This is a genomic window from Massilia aerilata, from assembly GCF_042656905.1.
In the GTDB taxonomy this organism is placed as follows: Bacteria; Pseudomonadota; Gammaproteobacteria; order Burkholderiales; family Burkholderiaceae_D; genus Telluria; species Telluria aerilata.
Genome location: NZ_JBHSMZ010000026.1, coordinates 435,712 through 452,297 on the forward strand (window position 1 = coordinate 435,712; position 16,586 = coordinate 452,297).

The 16,586-nt window shown below is 66.9% G+C and carries 13 protein-coding genes; 5 read left to right on the plus strand and 8 right to left on the minus strand.

The genetic code is table 11. The annotated features are described in order from the left end of the window. Nucleotides 1-36 precede the first annotated feature (36 nt). Genes prsK through ACFPO9_RS27295 form a run of 3 tightly spaced genes read left to right on the plus strand, consistent with a single transcriptional unit; the run spans nucleotide 37 to nucleotide 4,949 of the window. A complete protein-coding gene (gene prsK / locus ACFPO9_RS27285; protein ID WP_379777501.1) occupies nucleotides 37-2,121 on the plus strand; it encodes an XrtA/PEP-CTERM system histidine kinase PrsK in 2,085 nt (694 codons plus the stop codon). A 10-nt stretch (nucleotides 2,122-2,131) separates the two neighbouring features. Further along, entirely contained in the window at nucleotides 2,132-3,502 is a 1,371-nt protein-coding gene (prsR, locus tag ACFPO9_RS27290; protein ID WP_379777503.1) for a PEP-CTERM-box response regulator transcription factor, read from the plus strand. 19 nt (nucleotides 3,503-3,521) lie between these two features. Continuing rightward, nucleotides 3,522-4,949, plus strand: coding sequence for a chondroitinase-B domain-containing protein (locus tag ACFPO9_RS27295; protein WP_379777505.1), 1,428 nt, complete (start codon nucleotides 3,522-3,524; stop codon nucleotides 4,947-4,949). 3 nt (nucleotides 4,950-4,952) lie between these two features. On the opposite strand, the gene ACFPO9_RS27300 is transcribed toward ACFPO9_RS27295, so the two are convergent. From ACFPO9_RS27300 to ACFPO9_RS27320, 5 genes are read right to left on the minus strand one after another with little or no spacing between them, the layout of a single operon-like run. Continuing rightward, nucleotides 4,953-5,801, minus strand: coding sequence for a hydrolase 1, exosortase A system-associated (locus ACFPO9_RS27300; RefSeq protein ID WP_379777507.1), 849 nt, complete (start codon nucleotides 5,799-5,801; stop codon nucleotides 4,953-4,955). Beyond that, nucleotides 5,791-6,633 carry a hydrolase 2, exosortase A system-associated gene (locus ACFPO9_RS27305; RefSeq protein ID WP_379777509.1) on the minus strand — a complete coding sequence of 281 codons (843 nt, stop codon included), beginning with the start codon at nucleotides 6,631-6,633 and terminating at the stop codon, nucleotides 5,791-5,793. Before ACFPO9_RS27305 ends, ACFPO9_RS27300 begins: the two co-directional genes overlap by 11 nt. Nucleotides 6,634-6,636: 3 nt before the next feature. Continuing rightward, on the minus strand, nucleotides 6,637-6,882 hold the full coding sequence (locus ACFPO9_RS27310; RefSeq protein WP_379777511.1) for an acyl carrier protein: 246 nt from the start codon (nucleotides 6,880-6,882) through the stop codon (nucleotides 6,637-6,639). Between the two features lie 10 nt (nucleotides 6,883-6,892). After that, nucleotides 6,893-7,891 carry a GNAT family N-acetyltransferase gene (locus ACFPO9_RS27315; protein ID WP_379777513.1) on the minus strand — a complete coding sequence of 333 codons (999 nt, stop codon included), beginning with the start codon at nucleotides 7,889-7,891 and terminating at the stop codon, nucleotides 6,893-6,895. Further along, nucleotides 7,888-9,066, minus strand: coding sequence for an aminotransferase class I/II-fold pyridoxal phosphate-dependent enzyme (locus ACFPO9_RS27320; RefSeq protein ID WP_379777515.1), 1,179 nt, complete (start codon nucleotides 9,064-9,066; stop codon nucleotides 7,888-7,890). The genes ACFPO9_RS27315 and ACFPO9_RS27320 overlap by 4 nt, the downstream gene beginning before the upstream one ends. A 96-nt stretch (nucleotides 9,067-9,162) precedes the next feature. On the opposite strand from ACFPO9_RS27320, the gene ACFPO9_RS27325 reads away from it, so the two are divergent. Together ACFPO9_RS27325 and ACFPO9_RS27330 are read left to right on the plus strand one after the other, a co-directional pair. Continuing rightward, entirely contained in the window at nucleotides 9,163-10,746 is a 1,584-nt protein-coding gene (locus ACFPO9_RS27325; protein ID WP_379777517.1) for an acyl-CoA ligase (AMP-forming), exosortase A system-associated, read from the plus strand. After that, the gene (locus ACFPO9_RS27330; protein ID WP_379777519.1) at nucleotides 10,743-11,978 is read left to right on the plus strand and encodes a pyridoxal-dependent decarboxylase, exosortase A system-associated; all 1,236 of its coding nucleotides are present in this window, start codon (nucleotides 10,743-10,745) and stop codon (nucleotides 11,976-11,978) included. Before ACFPO9_RS27325 ends, ACFPO9_RS27330 begins: the two co-directional genes overlap by 4 nt. Before the next feature lie 15 nt (nucleotides 11,979-11,993). Here the strand turns inward: ACFPO9_RS27330 and ACFPO9_RS27335 are convergent, their stop codons facing one another. The 3 genes from ACFPO9_RS27335 to ACFPO9_RS27345 are packed head-to-tail and all read right to left on the minus strand — an operon-like array spanning nucleotide 11,994 to nucleotide 16,582. Continuing rightward, nucleotides 11,994-13,733 carry an asparagine synthase-related protein gene (locus tag ACFPO9_RS27335; RefSeq protein ID WP_379777521.1) on the minus strand — a complete coding sequence of 580 codons (1,740 nt, stop codon included), beginning with the start codon at nucleotides 13,731-13,733 and terminating at the stop codon, nucleotides 11,994-11,996. A 24-nt stretch (nucleotides 13,734-13,757) separates the two neighbouring features. After that, nucleotides 13,758-15,206: an MOP flippase family protein gene (locus ACFPO9_RS27340; protein ID WP_379777523.1), complete on the minus strand. Its 1,449-nt coding sequence runs from the start codon at nucleotides 15,204-15,206 to the stop codon at nucleotides 13,758-13,760. Beyond that, a complete protein-coding gene (locus ACFPO9_RS27345) occupies nucleotides 15,203-16,582 on the minus strand; it encodes a glycosyltransferase (RefSeq protein WP_379777525.1) in 1,380 nt (459 codons plus the stop codon). Before ACFPO9_RS27345 ends, ACFPO9_RS27340 begins: the two co-directional genes overlap by 4 nt. Nucleotides 16,583-16,586: the final 4 nt, after the last annotated feature.

Below are 16,586 nucleotides of genomic sequence, written 5' to 3' on the forward strand. Positions count from 1 at the left end.
GCGGTCCTTTGTTCCCATCTGTCCGAACCGTGCATCGTGACCAATCTCACAGTCTATAGTTACGCGTTTGCCGCAGCCGGGTACCTGTTGCTGGGGATTCCGCTGCTGCCCGGCTGGCGCGGACGGTTCCAGCGCGCCAGCCTGTCGGCGGCCTGCCTGGCGACCGCCCTGTGGGCCGCCGCGCTGGCCTGGGATGCGTCGAACGGCAGGCTGTGGACCACGCTCAGCGGTGCGCTCGAGGTCGTGCGCGACGGCGCCTGGTCGGTGTTCCTGGTCGCGCTGCTGGGCCATTGGCGGCAGGAGGGCAGCCGTTTCCCCTTCGGCATGCGGCCTTCGCTGTTCGCGGCCGGCTGCTGCTACCTGGTGCTGCTGGGCGCGCTGCTGGTCGGCCACTGGTACAACGAACTCCTGAGCACCCTCGGCGCGCTGCCGCTGGTGACCGCCTTCGCCTGCCTGGCGGTGTACGGCATGCTGCTGGTCGAGCAGGTCTACCGCAACAAGACCATCGAGGAGCGCTGGGCGATCAAGTTCGCCTGCCTCGGCATCGGCGGCATGTTCGCCTACGACTTCTACCTGTACACCAACACCATGCTGTTCCGCGACCTGAATCCGGAACTGTGGAACGCGCGCGGCCTGATCAACGCCCTGACCGTGCCGCTGGTGGCGGTGTCGATGGCGCGCCGCAAGTCCTGGACCACCTCGGTCGGCGTCTCGCGGCGCGTGATGTTCCATTCGGCCGCGCTGTTCGGCTCCGCGATCTATTTGCTGGCGATGGGCTCGGCCGGCTATTACCTGCGCTTCTTCGGCGGCCGCTGGGGCACGGTGATGCAGGCCGGCTTCCTGTTCGGCGCGATCTGCCTGCTGCTGGTGATCCTGTTTTCCGGCACCTTCCGCTCCTGGCTGAAAGTCTCGATCAGCAAGCACTTCTTCACCTATAACTACGACTACCGCGAGGAATGGACGCGCTTCACGCGCACCCTGTCCGAACGCGGCCCCAATCTCGGCGACCGTGTGATCCAGGCCATGGCGGCGCTGGTCGAAAGCCCCGGCGGCACGCTGTGGCAGCGCGACGACGGTAACCGTTTCGAGCCGCGCGCGCACTGGCAGGCGCCGGACACCAGCATGGCCGAGCCGCACAATTCGGTGTTCTGCCAGTTCATGGAAAGCACCCAGTGGGTGATCGACATCGACGAGTACGTGGAGCGCCCCGATAAGTACGAGGGCCTGGACGTGCCGCAGTGGCTGCTGGACTATCCGCGCCGCTGGCTGGTGGTGCCGCTGATTCTCCACGAGAAGCTGTTTGGCTTCGTGGTGCTGCAGCGCGCGCGCAGCCCGCTCAAGCTGAACTGGGAAATCATCGACCTGATGGAAATCGCCGGCAGCCAGGCCGCCGGCCACCTTGCCCAGGAAGATGCGGCCAACGCGCTGATGGTGGCGCGCCAGTTCGAGTCCTTCAACCGCATGTCGACCTTCGTCGTGCACGACCTGAAGAACCTGGTGGCCCAGCTGTCGCTGATGAACGCCAACGCCGAGAAGCACAAGGACAACCCCGAATTCCAGCGCGACATGCTGGAAACCCTGAACCACTCGGTGCAGAAGATGAAGCTGCTGCTGCAGAAGCTGTCGCGCAGCGAGAACGCCGAGAAGCCGCTGCCGCTGGCGGTCGAGCAGGTGGTGCGCCAGGCGGTGGCGCTGAAGAACGCCTTCGAGCCGCGTCCGCAGCTGGTGGTCGAGGTGCCGGGCCTGAACGTGATGGCGGACCGCGAGCGCCTCGAGCGCGTGGTCGGCCATTTGATCCAGAACGCGATTGAGGCCACGCCGCGCGACGGCCACGTGATGATCCGCCTCGGCCGCCGTGACGCCGACGGCGGCGCGCACGCGGTCGAGATCGAGATCACCGACACCGGCGAAGGCATGAGCGAGGAATTCATCCGCGAACGCCTGTTCAAGCCCTTCGACTCGACCAAGTCGGCCGGCATGGGCATCGGCGTGTTCGAAAGCCGCGAATACATCACCGAGCTCGGCGGCATGCTGGAAGTCAGCAGCAAGCCCGCGCTCGGCACCACGTTCAAGGTCGTGCTGCCGCTGTACCACGAGCCGGCGCCAGCCCTGATCTCCTGAGAGGACATCCGTGATCCAAACCAAACCCAAACTGTTAATCATCGAAGACGATCCGGGCCTGCAGAAGCAGCTGCGCTGGAGTCTCGACGCCTACGAGGTGGTGGTGGCCGGCGACCGCGAGGCCGCGCTGGCCCAGATTCGCCGCCACGAACCGGCGGTGGTGACCATGGACCTGGGCCTGCCGCCCGACCCGGACGGCTCGACCGAAGGCCTGGCCACGCTGCAGCAGATCCTGGCGCTGGCGCCGGACACCCGCGTGATCGTCCTGACCGGCAACCAGGACCACAACAACGCCGTCAAGGCGATCGGCATGGGCGCCTACGACTTCCACCAGAAGCCGGTCGACCCCGAAGTGCTGAACCTGGTCATCCAGCGCGCCTTCTTCCTGCACAACCTGCAGCAGGAAAACCGCCGCATGCAGCAGTCGCAGGCCGATTCGCCGCTGGCCGGCGTGATCTCGCGCGACCCCGGCATGCTGAAGGTCTGCCGCACCATCGAAAAGGTGGCGCCGACCTCGGCCTCCGTGATGCTGCTGGGTGAATCCGGCACCGGCAAGGAAGTGCTGGCGCGCGCCGTGCACGCCATCTCGCCCCGCTCGAAAGAGCGCTTCATGGCGATCAACTGCGCGGCGATCCCGGAAAACCTGCTCGAGAGCGAACTGTTCGGCTACGAGAAGGGCGCCTTCACCGGCGCCGCCAAGCAGACCAAGGGCAAGGTCGAACTGGCCCACGGCGGCACCTTCTTCCTGGACGAAGTCGGCGACCTGCCGATGCCGCTGCAGGCCAAGCTGCTGCGCTTCCTGCAGGAGCGCGTGATCGAGCGCATCGGCGGCCATGAAGAGATCCCGGTCGACGTGCGCATCGTCTGCGCGACCCACCAGAAGCTGAAGGATCTTTGCGCGCAAGGGCGCTTCCGCGAGGACTTGTACTACCGCCTTTCGGAGATCGTGGTGACCATCCCGCCGATGCGCCAGCGCGAAGGCGACGCCGCGCTGCTGGCCCACCATTTCAAGAACAAGTTCTGCGCCCAGGAATCGCGCTCCTCGCTGCACTTCGCGCCGGACGCGCTGGCGGCGATCGAAGCCTATGCCTGGCCGGGCAATGTGCGGGAGATGGAAAACTGCATCAAGCGCGCGGTCATCATGGCCGACGGGAACACCATCGTGGCCGACGACCTCGGCCTGCCGGAGCTGCCCGATTCGGAAGGCGAGGAATCGCCGCTCAACCTGCGCCAGGTGCGCGACGAAGCCGAATATAAAGCCATCGTGCGGGCGCTCGCGCGCGCCGACGGCAATATCGTCAAGGCGTCCGAAATGCTCGGCGTCAGCCGTCCGACCCTGTACGACCTGATGGGACGGCACGGCATCAAGGCCGGCGCCTGAACGCAGCGGCATCGCGCGCATGAAACGCCGCCTGCTGACCTGTGCCGCCCTGCTGGCGCTGCTGGGCATGGGCGCCATGCTTGCGGGCGCGCTTTACTTGCAGAGCCGGGGCATCGCGCCGCGCACTCTCGCGCCCTATATCGAAACCCGCAGCAGCGGCCATAACGCCCTCATTACCGGCGCCGGCCAGCGGGTCGGCGCCGCCCTGCAAAGCCTGGACCGCGGCGAGGCCCTGCCGGCGGACGCGCCGCCGCTCGGCGTGGGTGCGCAGCCGATCGCGGTCACCCGGGACGGCGCGCGTATGCCCAAGCTGGTCACGTCGAGCGAGGAGGCAAGGCGTGCGATCGCCGCCGCCATGCCGGGCGACGCCATCGTGTTCATGCCCGGCACCTATCGGATCCGCGGCGACGTAATCGCCAACCGCCGGGGCGAAGCCGATGCGCCCATCGTCGTGCGCGCCGACCGGCCGGGCACCGTGACGATCGAGTTCGATGCCGGTGAAGGCTTCCGGGTACTGGCGCCGTACTGGCGTTTCGAGAATCTGAGCATCCACGGCGTGTGCGCGCACCAGGAATTCTGCGAGCACGCTTTCCACGTCGCGGGAGGCGCCCACCATTTCGCCGCGCTGAACAACACGATCCTCGACTTCAATGCCCACTTCAAGATCAATGGCGAAGGCGCGCTGTTTCCCGACGCTGGCCTGATCGAGGGGAATACGCTGTCGAATACAGCGCCGCGCCAGACCGACAAGCCGGTCACGCCGATCGACCTGGTCGCCGCCAGCGGCTGGATCGTGCGCGGCAACCTGATCGCCGATTTCGTCAAGGCCGGCGGCGACCATATCAGCTATGGCGCCTTTGCCAAGGGCGCCGGCGCAGGCACCCTGTTCGAACGGAATGTCGTGCTGTGCGAACAGCGCCTGCGGCGCCAGCCGGGCCAGCGTGTCGGCCTGTCCTTCGGCGGCGGCGGCACCGGCAAGCCGTACTGCCGCGACCGGCGCTGCATCACCGAACAGGACGGTGGCATCATGCGCGCCAACCTGGTAGCGTCCTGCTCGGACGTCGGCATCTACGTGAACGCCGGTGCCAACAGCAAACTGGTCGACAACACCCTGATCGATACCGCCGGCATCGATGTGCGCTTCCCGGAAAGCAGCGCCGAGGTTGAGGGCAACCTGGTGGACGGCGCGATCCGCAGCCGCAACGGCGGCCGGCTGCACGAGGGTGACAACCTGCAGACGCCGATTGCCTTGCTCTACGCTGGATACCACCCGCTGCGCGCTCTGTTCGCGGCGCCCGCAAGCTTCGATTTAAGCTGGCGTGAAACACCCCGCGAACACCTGACGGCGGCCTTCCCGGCGCCCGACCTGTGCGGCACGCCGCGCAAGGAAAAGCGCCGCTACGGCGCCTTCGAGGATTTTGCGGCCTGCATTGCGCGGTCGCGCTAGCGCTTACCAGGAGCGCAACCAGGCCCCGGTCCAGTCCGCGACCTGCTGGTGCCATTCGCGCCGCGAGCAGGTGTGGTCGGCACCCGCCAGCGTATGGCGGGTCACATGGGAGCTTTCCAGCAGGCGCCGCCAGTGCGGCGCGCCGTCGGCCAGGCCTGCAAATTCCTGCGCCGTCAGGTCGGCGCCGCTCAGCATCACCAATACCCGGCCGCCGAATTCCTGCAGTGCAGTATGCATGCGCTGGGGCAGGCTGGCCTCCGCGGCTTGTGGCGCCTCGGTTCCGCTGCGGCCAAATGCGTTACGTGCCACCGACACGAAGGAACGAACCGCGCCGAACGCGTCGAAACGGCCGCTGGCGATCTTCTTCCACAGGCCGGGTTCCAGCAGTCGGTTGCGGTAATAATGCTTCAGGGTCGCCGCGGCGGCGCCGCTTTCGGTGCGCACCCACGGGTTCAACAGGGCCAGACCGGCCACCCGCGCATCGTCCGGCGCATACATGGCCGCCGCCGAGGCGCCGTCGCACAGGCCCCACAGGACCACGTCGCGCATGCCGGGCACCTGCGCGAAAAAGCAGTCGAGCGCGGCACGCAGGTCGTCCTGCACCTGTTCGAAGTCGCGCGGTTCTCCTTCGCTGTCGCCCATGCCGCGGTAGTCGAAGCGCATGACGGGAAAGCCGGCCTGCGCCAGGCTGCGCGCCAGCAGCGTGAACTGGCGGTGGCTGCCGGTGCGCACCTGCGGGCCGCCGACCACGATCAAAATGCCGCGCGAAGCGGCTTGCGCCGGCAGCGACAGTACGCCGTACAGCCAGGCGCCGGCGCAGGAAAAGGACAGGGTGCGTTCTTCAGCCTGCATGCGCGGCCTCCCGGTACAGCTGGCAGGTGGCATCCAGCAGGGCGGGACATTCTGCGATCTCGGGTGTGGTCCAGAACGCTTCCCCCTGCACCAGGTGCACGCCGAAGTCGATGCGCTGGGCCTGCCAGATGGCGGCGATCCGGCTTGATGCCGGCGGCAGCGGCCGCCCGGCCGCGGGCAGGACTTCGAACCAGTCGATGCGGCAGCCGCGCGGCGCCAGCACCGAGGCGTCGAGCGGATCGATGGCGGCGGCCAGCTCGGGGGCGAGGTCGTAGCCGGCGATTTCCACCGAACGGCCCTGTTCGAGCGCCGCGCGCAGCGCCTTGGTGCCGCCGTTGGCCGCGCCTTCCTGCACCATGTCGGCAGCGATGCGCAGGCGCAGGAACTGGTTCATCACGGCGGCGCCGTTGGTGACCGGCTGCCACAGCAGCAGGCGTTGCGGCAACTCGCGCGCGCCGGCGGCGTAGTCGAGCGCCAGCAGGGCGCCCAGGCGCAGTCCCCACAGCCCGGTCGGGCAGCCCAGGCGTTGCTGCAGCCAGGCGCGTGCGGCGTCGACGTCGCGCTTCCAGCCGTCCCAGCGCGCGTCGCCGAATTCGCCGCTGCTGTCGCCGCAGCCGTGCAGGTCGATCTGCAGCACGCCGACGCCCAGCGCCGCCAGCGCGCGCGCCTGCAGCGCGGCCATGCGGCGCGTCTTGTTCATCTCTTCGGCAAAGGGGTGCAGGTAGACCAGCGCGCCGCGGCAGGCGCCGGCGGGCGCGTGGTAGAGGCAATAGCGGACCCCGTCCTGCACGGGCAGGAACAAGCTCTCCGCGGGCGCGTGGCTAGGGGCCATGCCTCAGCCGGCCTTCGCGGCCACGAAGGCGGCCAGGCTGCCGAGGGTTTCGAAGGTGCTGGCGCTGATGTCGTCGTCGTCGACAACGATGCCGAAGTGGTCTTCCAGTGCGCCGATCAGGGTGACCACCGCCATCGAGTCGAGCTCGGGCAGGCTGCCCAGCAGCGGCGAATCGGCATCCAGGCTCTGGCCGGCGGCGCCGAGGTTGAGTACGTCGATCAGGATCGTCTTGACTTCATTCAGGTACATGGGAACTCCATTATCGGTGCAGGCGGCGCAAGCCCGACCAACGGTAATAATTGACATGGTACATAGTGCGTACCTCATCCGTCCAGCGCAGGTGCCATTCCATCACGCGGCCGTAGAACTCGATGCGGTCCAGGCGTCCGGCGTCGAACAGCGCGCGCGTCGCCTCCTCGCGCATCAGCAGCGTCGGCGAATAATTCTTCGGCACGCTCTCGTCGTAGGCGGTCTTCAGCACCACGATGCAGCCGTCGTCCTCGACGCACAGGTCCATCGCCACCAGCTGTTCGCCGAAGAAGTAGCGATAGACGCTGGCCGCGCCGCGCCGCGCCAGGGCCTCCAGCATCGCACGATAATAGCGCCCTTGGGCGTCGTCCGCATGGACCGCGGTGCCGCTCGCGCCTTTCCAGCCCGAGCTTTCCAGGCGTCCGAAGTCGGCCACGGCCTGCGCCATGTCGGCGGGCGTGCGACTGATGCGCAGCGACAGCGCCACGCCTTCCTTGGCCAGGCGAGTGCGCTGCTTCTTGAGGTTGCTGCGCAGGTTCTTGCCGCGCGCGTCCCAGTAGGCGTCGAAGCCGCTGGCCATGCTTACCCTGGCGGTGTCGATGTAGTCGAGCGTGGCCAGACGCGCCGCATCAGGCGGGCGCGGCATCAGGTCCGGATCCATCTGCATCAAGCCGAACACCAGCGCAAAACCCGGCAGGGCGCGCATCAACGAGGCCAGCAGCGGCTCCAGGTCCAGACCGGGCATCTGCAGCCACAGGCCAAGGGGCGCCTGCGGCGGCTGGAAGGTGGCCCAGCTGCCGCGCCGCGAGGGCGTCACGATCGTCATCGCGACCACGGCGCCCTCATGTTCGCAGGTGGCCAGCAATTCGCGCCCGGTACCGAACTGGTCCAGCAGGGGCGCCACGAAATCCCGGGCCAGCAGCAGCGAAGCGTTCGCCGCCCGGTGCAGGTCTTCCCAAACGGCGGCGTGGGCGGCCAGTTCGCGGGCCGGCGCGATGGTCCACTTCATGCCTGCAGCGCCTTTGCGATCTGTCCGACGATCCAGTCCAGCTCCGCCTCGCGCAGCTCCTGGTGGCAGGGGAAGGACAGCACGTGGCGCGCGAGCCATGCACTGTTCGCGCAGGCGCCGTCGGCGGCGCTCCCCGGCAGGGGCAAGCCGAAGCGCGTCACCGGCACGCCGGCGGCGTCGATGCGGGCGAACAGGCGTTCCGGATCGTCGGCGAGCAGCGGATAGACCCAGGGGCAAACGCCGTCCGGCAGCGCCGGGAACAGAGGGCGGATGCCGGGCAGGCCGCGCAGGGCGGCGTCCAGGCGCAGATAGTTCGCGCGGCGCAGCGCCGCGATGCGGCTCGGCGACATCAGGCGCAGCATGGCCCGCGAAAACAGCGAGGAACGCTTGTCCAGCCACGCGGGATCGAAGTCAAAGCTGCTGTCTGACGAGGACGGCGCCAGCGCCGGCGCGGCGCCACGCCGCTTGACCAGCTTCCACAGCGCGCCCTTGAGCCGCAGCGGCAGCCACAGGGCGGCGCGCGCGGCCGGCAGCCTGCCGTAGGCGAAGCCTTTTTCCAGCGCGTCGAGCGCGGACTTGGCCTCGAAGCCGGCGCCGGCGCCATGCAGCTTCACCCGGTCGAGGGCGTGGCGCCCGGACACCAGTGCGCCGCCTTCGTGGATCGGGAAGAACTTCATGCTGCTGCCGATCGCGTAGTCGCCAACCGCGCCAACCGGCCGGCCACGATAGCGTCCGATGAAGGCGTGCGCGCAGTCCTCGAGCAACTGCAGGCCGTGGGCGTCGCACAGCGCCCGGACCTGCTCGACCGGCTGCATGAAGCCGAAGTAATGGGTGAGCATCACGGCGCGGGTGGCGGGGCCGATCCTGGCGGCGAGGTCCTCGAGGTCGATCGTGGCGTCGGCGCGCAGCCGGTAGAACACCGGCACCGCGCCGCGCCATAGCACCGGCGGCAGCATCGACGGGCTGTGCCAGGCCGGTACCAGCACCTCGTGGCCGGGGCCGACCCCCATCTCGCGCAGCGCCAGCGCGATCGCGATGCGACCGCTGGTGACCAGGCGCGCAGGGCCGGCGTCGAGCAGCGAGGGCAGGCGCACCGGCGCCGCGCGGCGGAAGGAGGCGGCGGACAGGATCGGTGCGAGAGGGACCAGCGGACGGGGAGCCTGGGTAGAAACCATGCCCGAGTATAGCCGCAGTGCTGCAAAAATTGCCACGATATCACAGGCGCCCCCCGCAAACTGTTAAGATGCCAGCCTGCACGACACCCTACGCTTATGCCTGATCTGATCCACGATTTCATCTTCGATTCCGCACGCCGCAGCCCTGGCGCCGAAGCGCTGGTGCACGGCGCGGACCGGCTCGACTATGCGGCACTGGCCGACGCCGTCGAACACGCTGCCGGCGCGCTGCTCGGCTGCGGCCTCGAGCGTGGCGAGCGCGTCGCCGTTTACCTCGACAAGCGCGTCGAGAACGTCGCCGCGATGTTCGGCGCGGCCCTGGCCGGCGCCGTGTTCGTGCCCGTCAATCCGCTGCTCAAGCCCGAACAGGTGGCCTACATCCTGGCCGACTGCAATGTGCGCGTGCTGGTCACATCGAGCGAACGCCTGGCCCAGCTCGGCTCCGCGCTGGCGGCCTGCCCGGACCTGCGCAGCGTGCTGGCGACCGGCGCAGCGCGCCCCGGCCTGGCCGCCGGCAGCGCCGCCGTGCGCACCTGGAACGAGGCGCAGCACCGGCCTGCGCCGGCGCTCCTGGCCGCGCGCCGTGCGATCGACGCCGACATGGCCGCGATCCTGTACACCTCCGGGAGCACCGGCCGGCCGAAGGGCGTGGTGCTGTCGCACCGGAACATGGTGGCCGGCGCCGTCAGCGTTGCCAGCTACCTGGCACTGACGCCGCAGGACCGGGTGCTGTCGGTGCTGCCGCTCAGTTTCGATTACGGACTGTCGCAGCTGACCACGGTTTTCTTGACCGGCGCCACCGCAGTGCTGATCAACCACCTGTTCGCGCGCGATATCGTCAAGGCGGTCCAGGACGAGCGCATCACCGGCCTGGCGGCGGTGCCGCCGCTGTGGATCCAGCTGGCGGCGCTGCCGTGGCCGGAGGACAGCACGCTGCGCTATCTGACCAATTCGGGCGGCACGATGCCGCGCGCCACCGTCGACGCCTTGCGCCGGGTACTGCCCGCCGCCCGGCTGTTCCTGATGTACGGGCTGACCGAGGCCTTCCGCTCCACCTACCTGCCGCCGTCCGAGTTGGACCGGCGCCCCGATTCGATCGGCCGCGCGATCCCGAATGCCGAGGTGATGGTGGTGCGTCCCGACGGCTCGCGTTGCGCGCCCGGCGAGCCGGGTGAGCTGGTGCACCGCGGCGCTTTGGTGTCGCTCGGTTACTGGAACGATCCGCTCAAGACCGCCGAGCGTTTCCGCCCCGCGCCCGGCCACGATCCGGCCCTGCCGCTGACCGAGATGGCAGTGTGGTCCGGCGACACCGTGCGCATGGACGAAGAAGGTTATTTGTATTTCATCGGCCGCGGCGACGACATGATCAAGGTCTCGGGCTACCGGGTCAGCCCGACCGAAGTCGAGGAAGCCGTGCATGCGAGCGGACTGGTGCTCGAAGCCGCGGCCTTCGGCGTGCCGCATCCGGCGCTCGGCCAGGCCATCGTGCTGCTGGCGGTGGCGCGCGAGGGCGTGGCCGACAGCGACCTGCTGAAGGAATGCCAGCGCCGCCTGCCGGCCTATATGGTGCCGGCGAAAATCGTCCTGCACGGCGCCGAGTTCCCGCGCAACCCGAACGGCAAGATCGACCGCAACCTGCTGCGCCTGTCCCATTCAACGATGTTCGATACCACGCCATGAGCGCCACCAAGCCTGTCCATGCAGCGCAGACGCTGTTTCCCGCCACTCAAGGCAGCCTGCTGGTCGGCGGCGTGCCGCTGGAACGGCTGGCGCAGCGCGTCGGCCGCACCCCGTTCTACGCCTACGACCGCGCCCTCGTCACGGAACGCGTGCGCCAGGTGCGCGCCTGCCTGCCGGCAGCGATCGGACTGCATTACTCGATCAAGGCCAACCCGATGCCGGCGCTGGTGCAGCACCTGGCGGGACTGGTCGACGGCCTGGACGTCGCCTCGGGCGGCGAACTGAAGGTGGCGCTCGACACCGGCAAGCACCCGGCCGACATCAGCTTCGCCGGTCCTGGCAAGAACGAAGTGGAGCTGGCGCAGGCGGTGGCGGCCGGCGTGCACGTGCATGCCGAATCCGAACGCGAGATCCGCCTGCTGGCGCGCATCGGCGAAGCGCTGGGCGTCAACCCGCAACTGGTCCTGCGGGTCAATCCGGACTTCGAGCTGAAGGGTTCCGGCATGCGCATGGGCGGCGGCGCCAAGCAGTTCGGCATCGACGCCGAGGAGATCCCGCGCATGCTGGCGCTGGCGGCGCAGCTGGGCCTCACGGTGCTGGGCTTCCACATCTTTTCGGGTTCGCAGAGCCTGAAGGCCGAGGCGATCGCCGAGGCGCAGGCCCAGACCTTCGAGCTGGCGCTGCGCCTGGCGGACGGCAACCGCGATCCGGTGCGCGTGCTGAACATCGGCGGCGGCTTCGGGATTCCGTATTTCCCCGGCGAGGCGAGGCTGGATTTGCAGCCGATCGGCGATGCGCTGGCGGCGGCGCTGCCGCGGGTGCAGTCAGCGCTGCCGGACGCACGCCTGAACATCGAACTGGGGCGCTACCTGGTCGGCGAGGCCGGCGTGTACGTGGCGCGCGTCATCGACCGCAAGGTCTCGCGCGGACAGGTGTTCCTCGTTACCGACGGCGGCTTGCACCATCACCTGGCGGCGTCCGGCAATTTCGGCCAGGTGATCCGCAAGAATTATCCGGCCGCGATCGGCAACCGGATCGGGCAGGCGGAAATGGAAGTGGTGTCGGTGGTGGGGCCGCTGTGCACCCCGCTCGACCTGCTGGCCGAGAAAATGGCATTGCCGCGCGCCGAGCCGGGCGACCTGGTGGTGGTGTTCCAGTCGGGGGCTTATGGGCTGAGCGCGAGCCCGGGCGGCTTTCTCAGCCACCCGGATGCGCTTGAAGTGCTGATCTGAGCTTCCGGTTCAGCCTCAGGCGGCCTGTGGTACGTCTTCGCTGATCTGCCAGTAACGATGGTAGACTTCGGCGAGCTTGATCAGGTAGCTGTAATCGCGCACACCGAACGTCGTCAGCGTGCTGGCCACAAGCAGCAGCTTGCGGTCGATGATATGGTTCGGGAAGCGATCCTGCTTCAGGATCCGGTGCCCGTTCTTGCCCATATTGCGGCGCATCTGCACGTACATCTTCTTGTCGTAATATTCCGTCCACTGGTATTTCAAGCCTGGGGGACTAGGCAGTGTGCAGGGAATATGGCCTGGATAAGCTTGCCACGGGATCGTATTCAGGCCGTTCGGGAACTCGGCCAGCCAATCCATGTAGAAGCGGTGCAGCATCAGCCACTCGCATGGAATCCGGATTACGCTTTCGAGGAAGTCGGCATCGAAGAACGGCAGTTGCAGCTCGATGCGTTCGAGATCAATGTCCTCGAAGTGCTGGACCAGATGACGGCGCTGGTCGTTGAACATCAGGAAAAGGTGATATATGCGGCTGCGGTCCGGGCTGTCGATCGCTGCAATTTCCTCTGCTACGCCCTTGGACGGCAGATCGGCCAGGCTGTCCGCGAAAGGACGGCGGATGAGGCGCATCGGCAGATGCGAGGTCAGTACCTTGATGTCCTCGATGGTCGGGCCACGCTTCATCGCCTCGACGACCTGAGGTGTCATGTAAACGTGGCCGAGACCGACGCTGCCGCCGTCGCCGGACCACACGATCTGCGCTTGGCGTGCTGGGCCGGCACTGAAGGTCTTCTTCAGCCACATCGACACTGCGTCCTTGCGATAGCCTTGGCCGACGTTTTCGGCGCTGGTCTGGATCTCGGTGTGATGCGTTCCTATCTGGTCTGCCACCAGTTTGGCGAACACGCGGTCCTGGCTGCCGTCCGGCGCATAGTTGACGGTGTAGACTTCACGGCCGCTGGCGCGCAGGCCGCCAACAATCGCACGCGAATCCAGTCCGCCGCTCAGGAAGGCTGCGGCGACAGATTCGCGTCGCTGACGGCGGTCGATCGCTTTGATGAATTCCTGATAGCTGCGTTTGGCGCTCTGATAATAATCGCAGTTTTCGTACAGCGGACCGTCCCAGCGGAAGTACAGCTCGCGCTTGACCTGGCCGCCGGAAAATTCAATGTGTTCACCGGCGCGCAGCATGACGATGTCGCGATAGGGCGTGCGATCCGCTAGCGGATACGTGAAAGCGGCCACTTCGGTGACGCCGCGGATGTCGAATTTCTTGCTTACCAGTGCGGCATTTTCGAGGATACGCAATGCACTTGCGAACACCGCGAACTGCGGTCCGATCCACACGTACAGCGGACGCACGCCAGTTTTGTCGACGAACAGGCTGGTGCTGCCACTGGCAGCGTCGTGGTGGGCGCCGCAATAAGTGCCACGCGCGCGGCGCAGCACATCGGCGGTGCACGCGCCGGCATGCAGGACGGCTGCATCCTTCGCGCGGGTCCAATCGTCGTCGCCTTCGCCGTCGCTCAGCAGGGGCTCGCCGGCGATGATGGTCGCGTTGCCGGCAGCGTCGCAGATATCGCCGCTCACACCGAAGACCCCAATGTCGACTTTGACCGCCAGGAAACCAGGCGCATGGTATTCCACGGGGATGTCGGTCGGGTAGCGCGAGACGGCGGACCGCAGTTGGCTCAACAGCTCGTCAGGCAGGGGCTGATTGGGGTGGAGGCTGCAGGCGCCGGCAAAAATCGTCATGGAAGTAGCCTTCGAATAGGATTGTTAAAGAGAAGCCATGGCTGGCGTACGAATACCAACTTTGGACAAGATACTGAGCAGCATTTCGCGGTTGAACAGCCACGAATATAGCGTGTAACTTGCCATACCCAAGGCAACTAGCACCATCAGGGCAGTTGGCGGGGACATCCGGTCCTGGAACAGCATGTCGGCGCCGACGATGGTGGCGAACATCAGCAACGCGCATACGGCGGATGGGATCAGCGCGGCCATCATCTGGCGGAACGGCAGATCGATGAGTCGCATTGGGATCGCGAAATTCGGGTATAGCAGCAGCAGTGCGGTCACGGTGAAGCCGGCCGCCACGCCTACTGCGCCCCAATGCAGGCCGATCGCCAAGCCAGCGAACACGATTAGATTGGACAGCACGCCCCAGCGTAGCTGCAGATCGGTACGGCCCTTGGCGATATAGATCGAGCCAGTGGTGGTCAGTACCGAGCGAATGGCGCCGAGCGGCGCGAACATCGCCAGCAGGGTCGCGACCGGCATCCAGTTGGGGCCGAATACGGTCAACACAAAATGTCCACGCACCGCCAGCAGGCCAATCATGAGCGGGAAGGTGACGAACGCGATCGCTGAGCCGACCTGAAGGAAGGCTTGGCGGAAGCGCGGTAAATCGTCTTGTGCTTGTGCATAGTAGGGCGTCATCACGCGCGCGAAGACCGAGGAGATTGCCTGCATCGGGAAACTCATCAACTTGTATGCAAGATCGTACAGGCCGAGTGCTTCGGTGCCGAGGAAGCGTCCGATCAGCAGATTGTCGACATTCTGCGCGAAGTAGTAGAAGACGTTATAGCCGGTGAGGTTCAAGCTGTAGCTCATGATCGGCTTTACTTCCAGCCAGCGGAACAGCATTTTGGGCCGCCAACCGCTGGCGCCCCACATGAAAACGACGCCGAGCAGTGTATTTGTCAGCACTTGGTACACCAGGCTCCAAACGCCTTGGCCAAGTACGGCGGCGACCATGCCAACCATATATGACAGAAGCGCCGCCGCGAGTTCAATCTTGGCCAGCTTGACGAAGGCCATTTGCCGGGTCAGCAGGCTGCTTTGGACAATGCCAAGGGCCGACAGAAAGAAGGACGGCGCCATTGCCATCAGTACGCCCTGAACCCGCGGCTCGTGATAGAACACCGCTGCCAGCGGAGACAGCGCAACGATAGCCAGGGTCATCCCCAGGCCGAATGCGGTGTTCAGCCAGAACACGCTGGACAGGCGCTCCTCGCTCAGGTCTTTGTCGCGGATCAGCGCGGTGCCGGTGCCGAGGTCCTTGAATATGTCGATAAAGCCCAGCAAAACGCCCGCCATAGCGACCAAGCCGAAATCGGACGGCGCCAACAGGCGCGCGAACGCGACGTTGGCGAGAAGGGCCAGTACCCGCCGGCCCATGGTGGAGACCGACGTCCACTTGACGCCGCTGACAACGGAACTCATGACCGGGCTTCCGTAACGGTATGTCCGACGGTGTCTAAAATGCGCGCAAGCTGGCCGGCGCGGCGCGTACGCGACGACGCGGCGACCAGTTCCGCGCTTGCCACGTGCGCCTCGCCGCGCTCGATGTCGTCGAGGAAGCGCTCCAGCACCTCGGCGATCTCGCCCGGGCGGTCCATGTTGGCCAGGCTGGTAAAACCGCCTGCGCGCAGCACGCGCGCGGTTTCGCCGGCGGTATCGACCAGGCCGAGGACCGGTTTTCCAGCCCGGAAGTATTCGTAGATCTTGGCCGGTATCTGGGTGTTGAACGGCGTGCCCTGGAAGACCATCAGGCCATCGGCCGCCAGCATCTCGGCCAGCGCGTCGCGGTAGGGCACCGGCGGCGCCACCTCCACGATGTCGGTGACGCCGTGACGCGCCACCAAGTCAGAGATGGTCTCCAGGTGACCGGGCGCGCGCAGGACCACGCGCAGGCGCGATGCATCGGTCTTGCCGGCGTCCCTGAGGGCGGCGATCCCCTGCAGGAAGGCGCTGGGGTCGCGGCCATCCTTGTACAGCACGCCGCTGTGCACCAGCGTCAGGCGGCGCGGGCCCGGCACCGGTTGCGGCGCGGCGGGAATCGAGGCCAGGGCCGCGCCGAAGCCTTCTTCGTCGTAGCCGTTTTCGATGACGCTGAACTTCGACGCCGGAATCTCCGGATAGCGGTTGCGATAGGAGGCCATTGCGCTGTGCGTGGTAAACACCGCCGCCTGGCAATGGCGGATCGTCTGGCGCTCGATCCATTGATAGACCTTGCGCTGCATGCCCGGGGCAGGATACGCGGGCTGGATGATCGGATCGCGGAAATCGGCCACCCAAGGGATCCCGGTCAGGCGATGCAGTGCCCATGCGATCAAATGCGCGGTCGGGATCGGGAAGGTCGACCAGATCACTTGTGGACGGTAGCGGCGGATCAATCCCAGGCCGGCCGGCACCGCGCCCAGGAACCAGGACACCCAGCGGTCGGGCAAGGCCAGTAGCTGCAGGTAGCGGCCCTTATAGCCCAGATGGTGCTTGGCGTCGAGCGCGAAGGCGCGGCGCACCACCAGGCCGGCGGGCAGATTGGCGAGCTGCGACGGATTCTGCTGGCTGTACACGCGCGGGTGGGCCGACAGGACCATCGGCTCCCAGCCGTACTTCCCCAGGTGCTTGAAGAAGCTGAGGGTACGCTGGATGCCGCTGCTGCTGGCTTCCGGCGGAAAGTGGAAAGCGATCAGCAGGGCCCGTTTGCCCGTCTCTGCCGATCCCGACTGGTGAAGGGCAGGCGCCGCCGGAAGCCGGTCCGGATCGTTACGAGGGCCGCCGGCGGACGGCGTGCTGGTAGATTCTTTGGTTAACATCGTT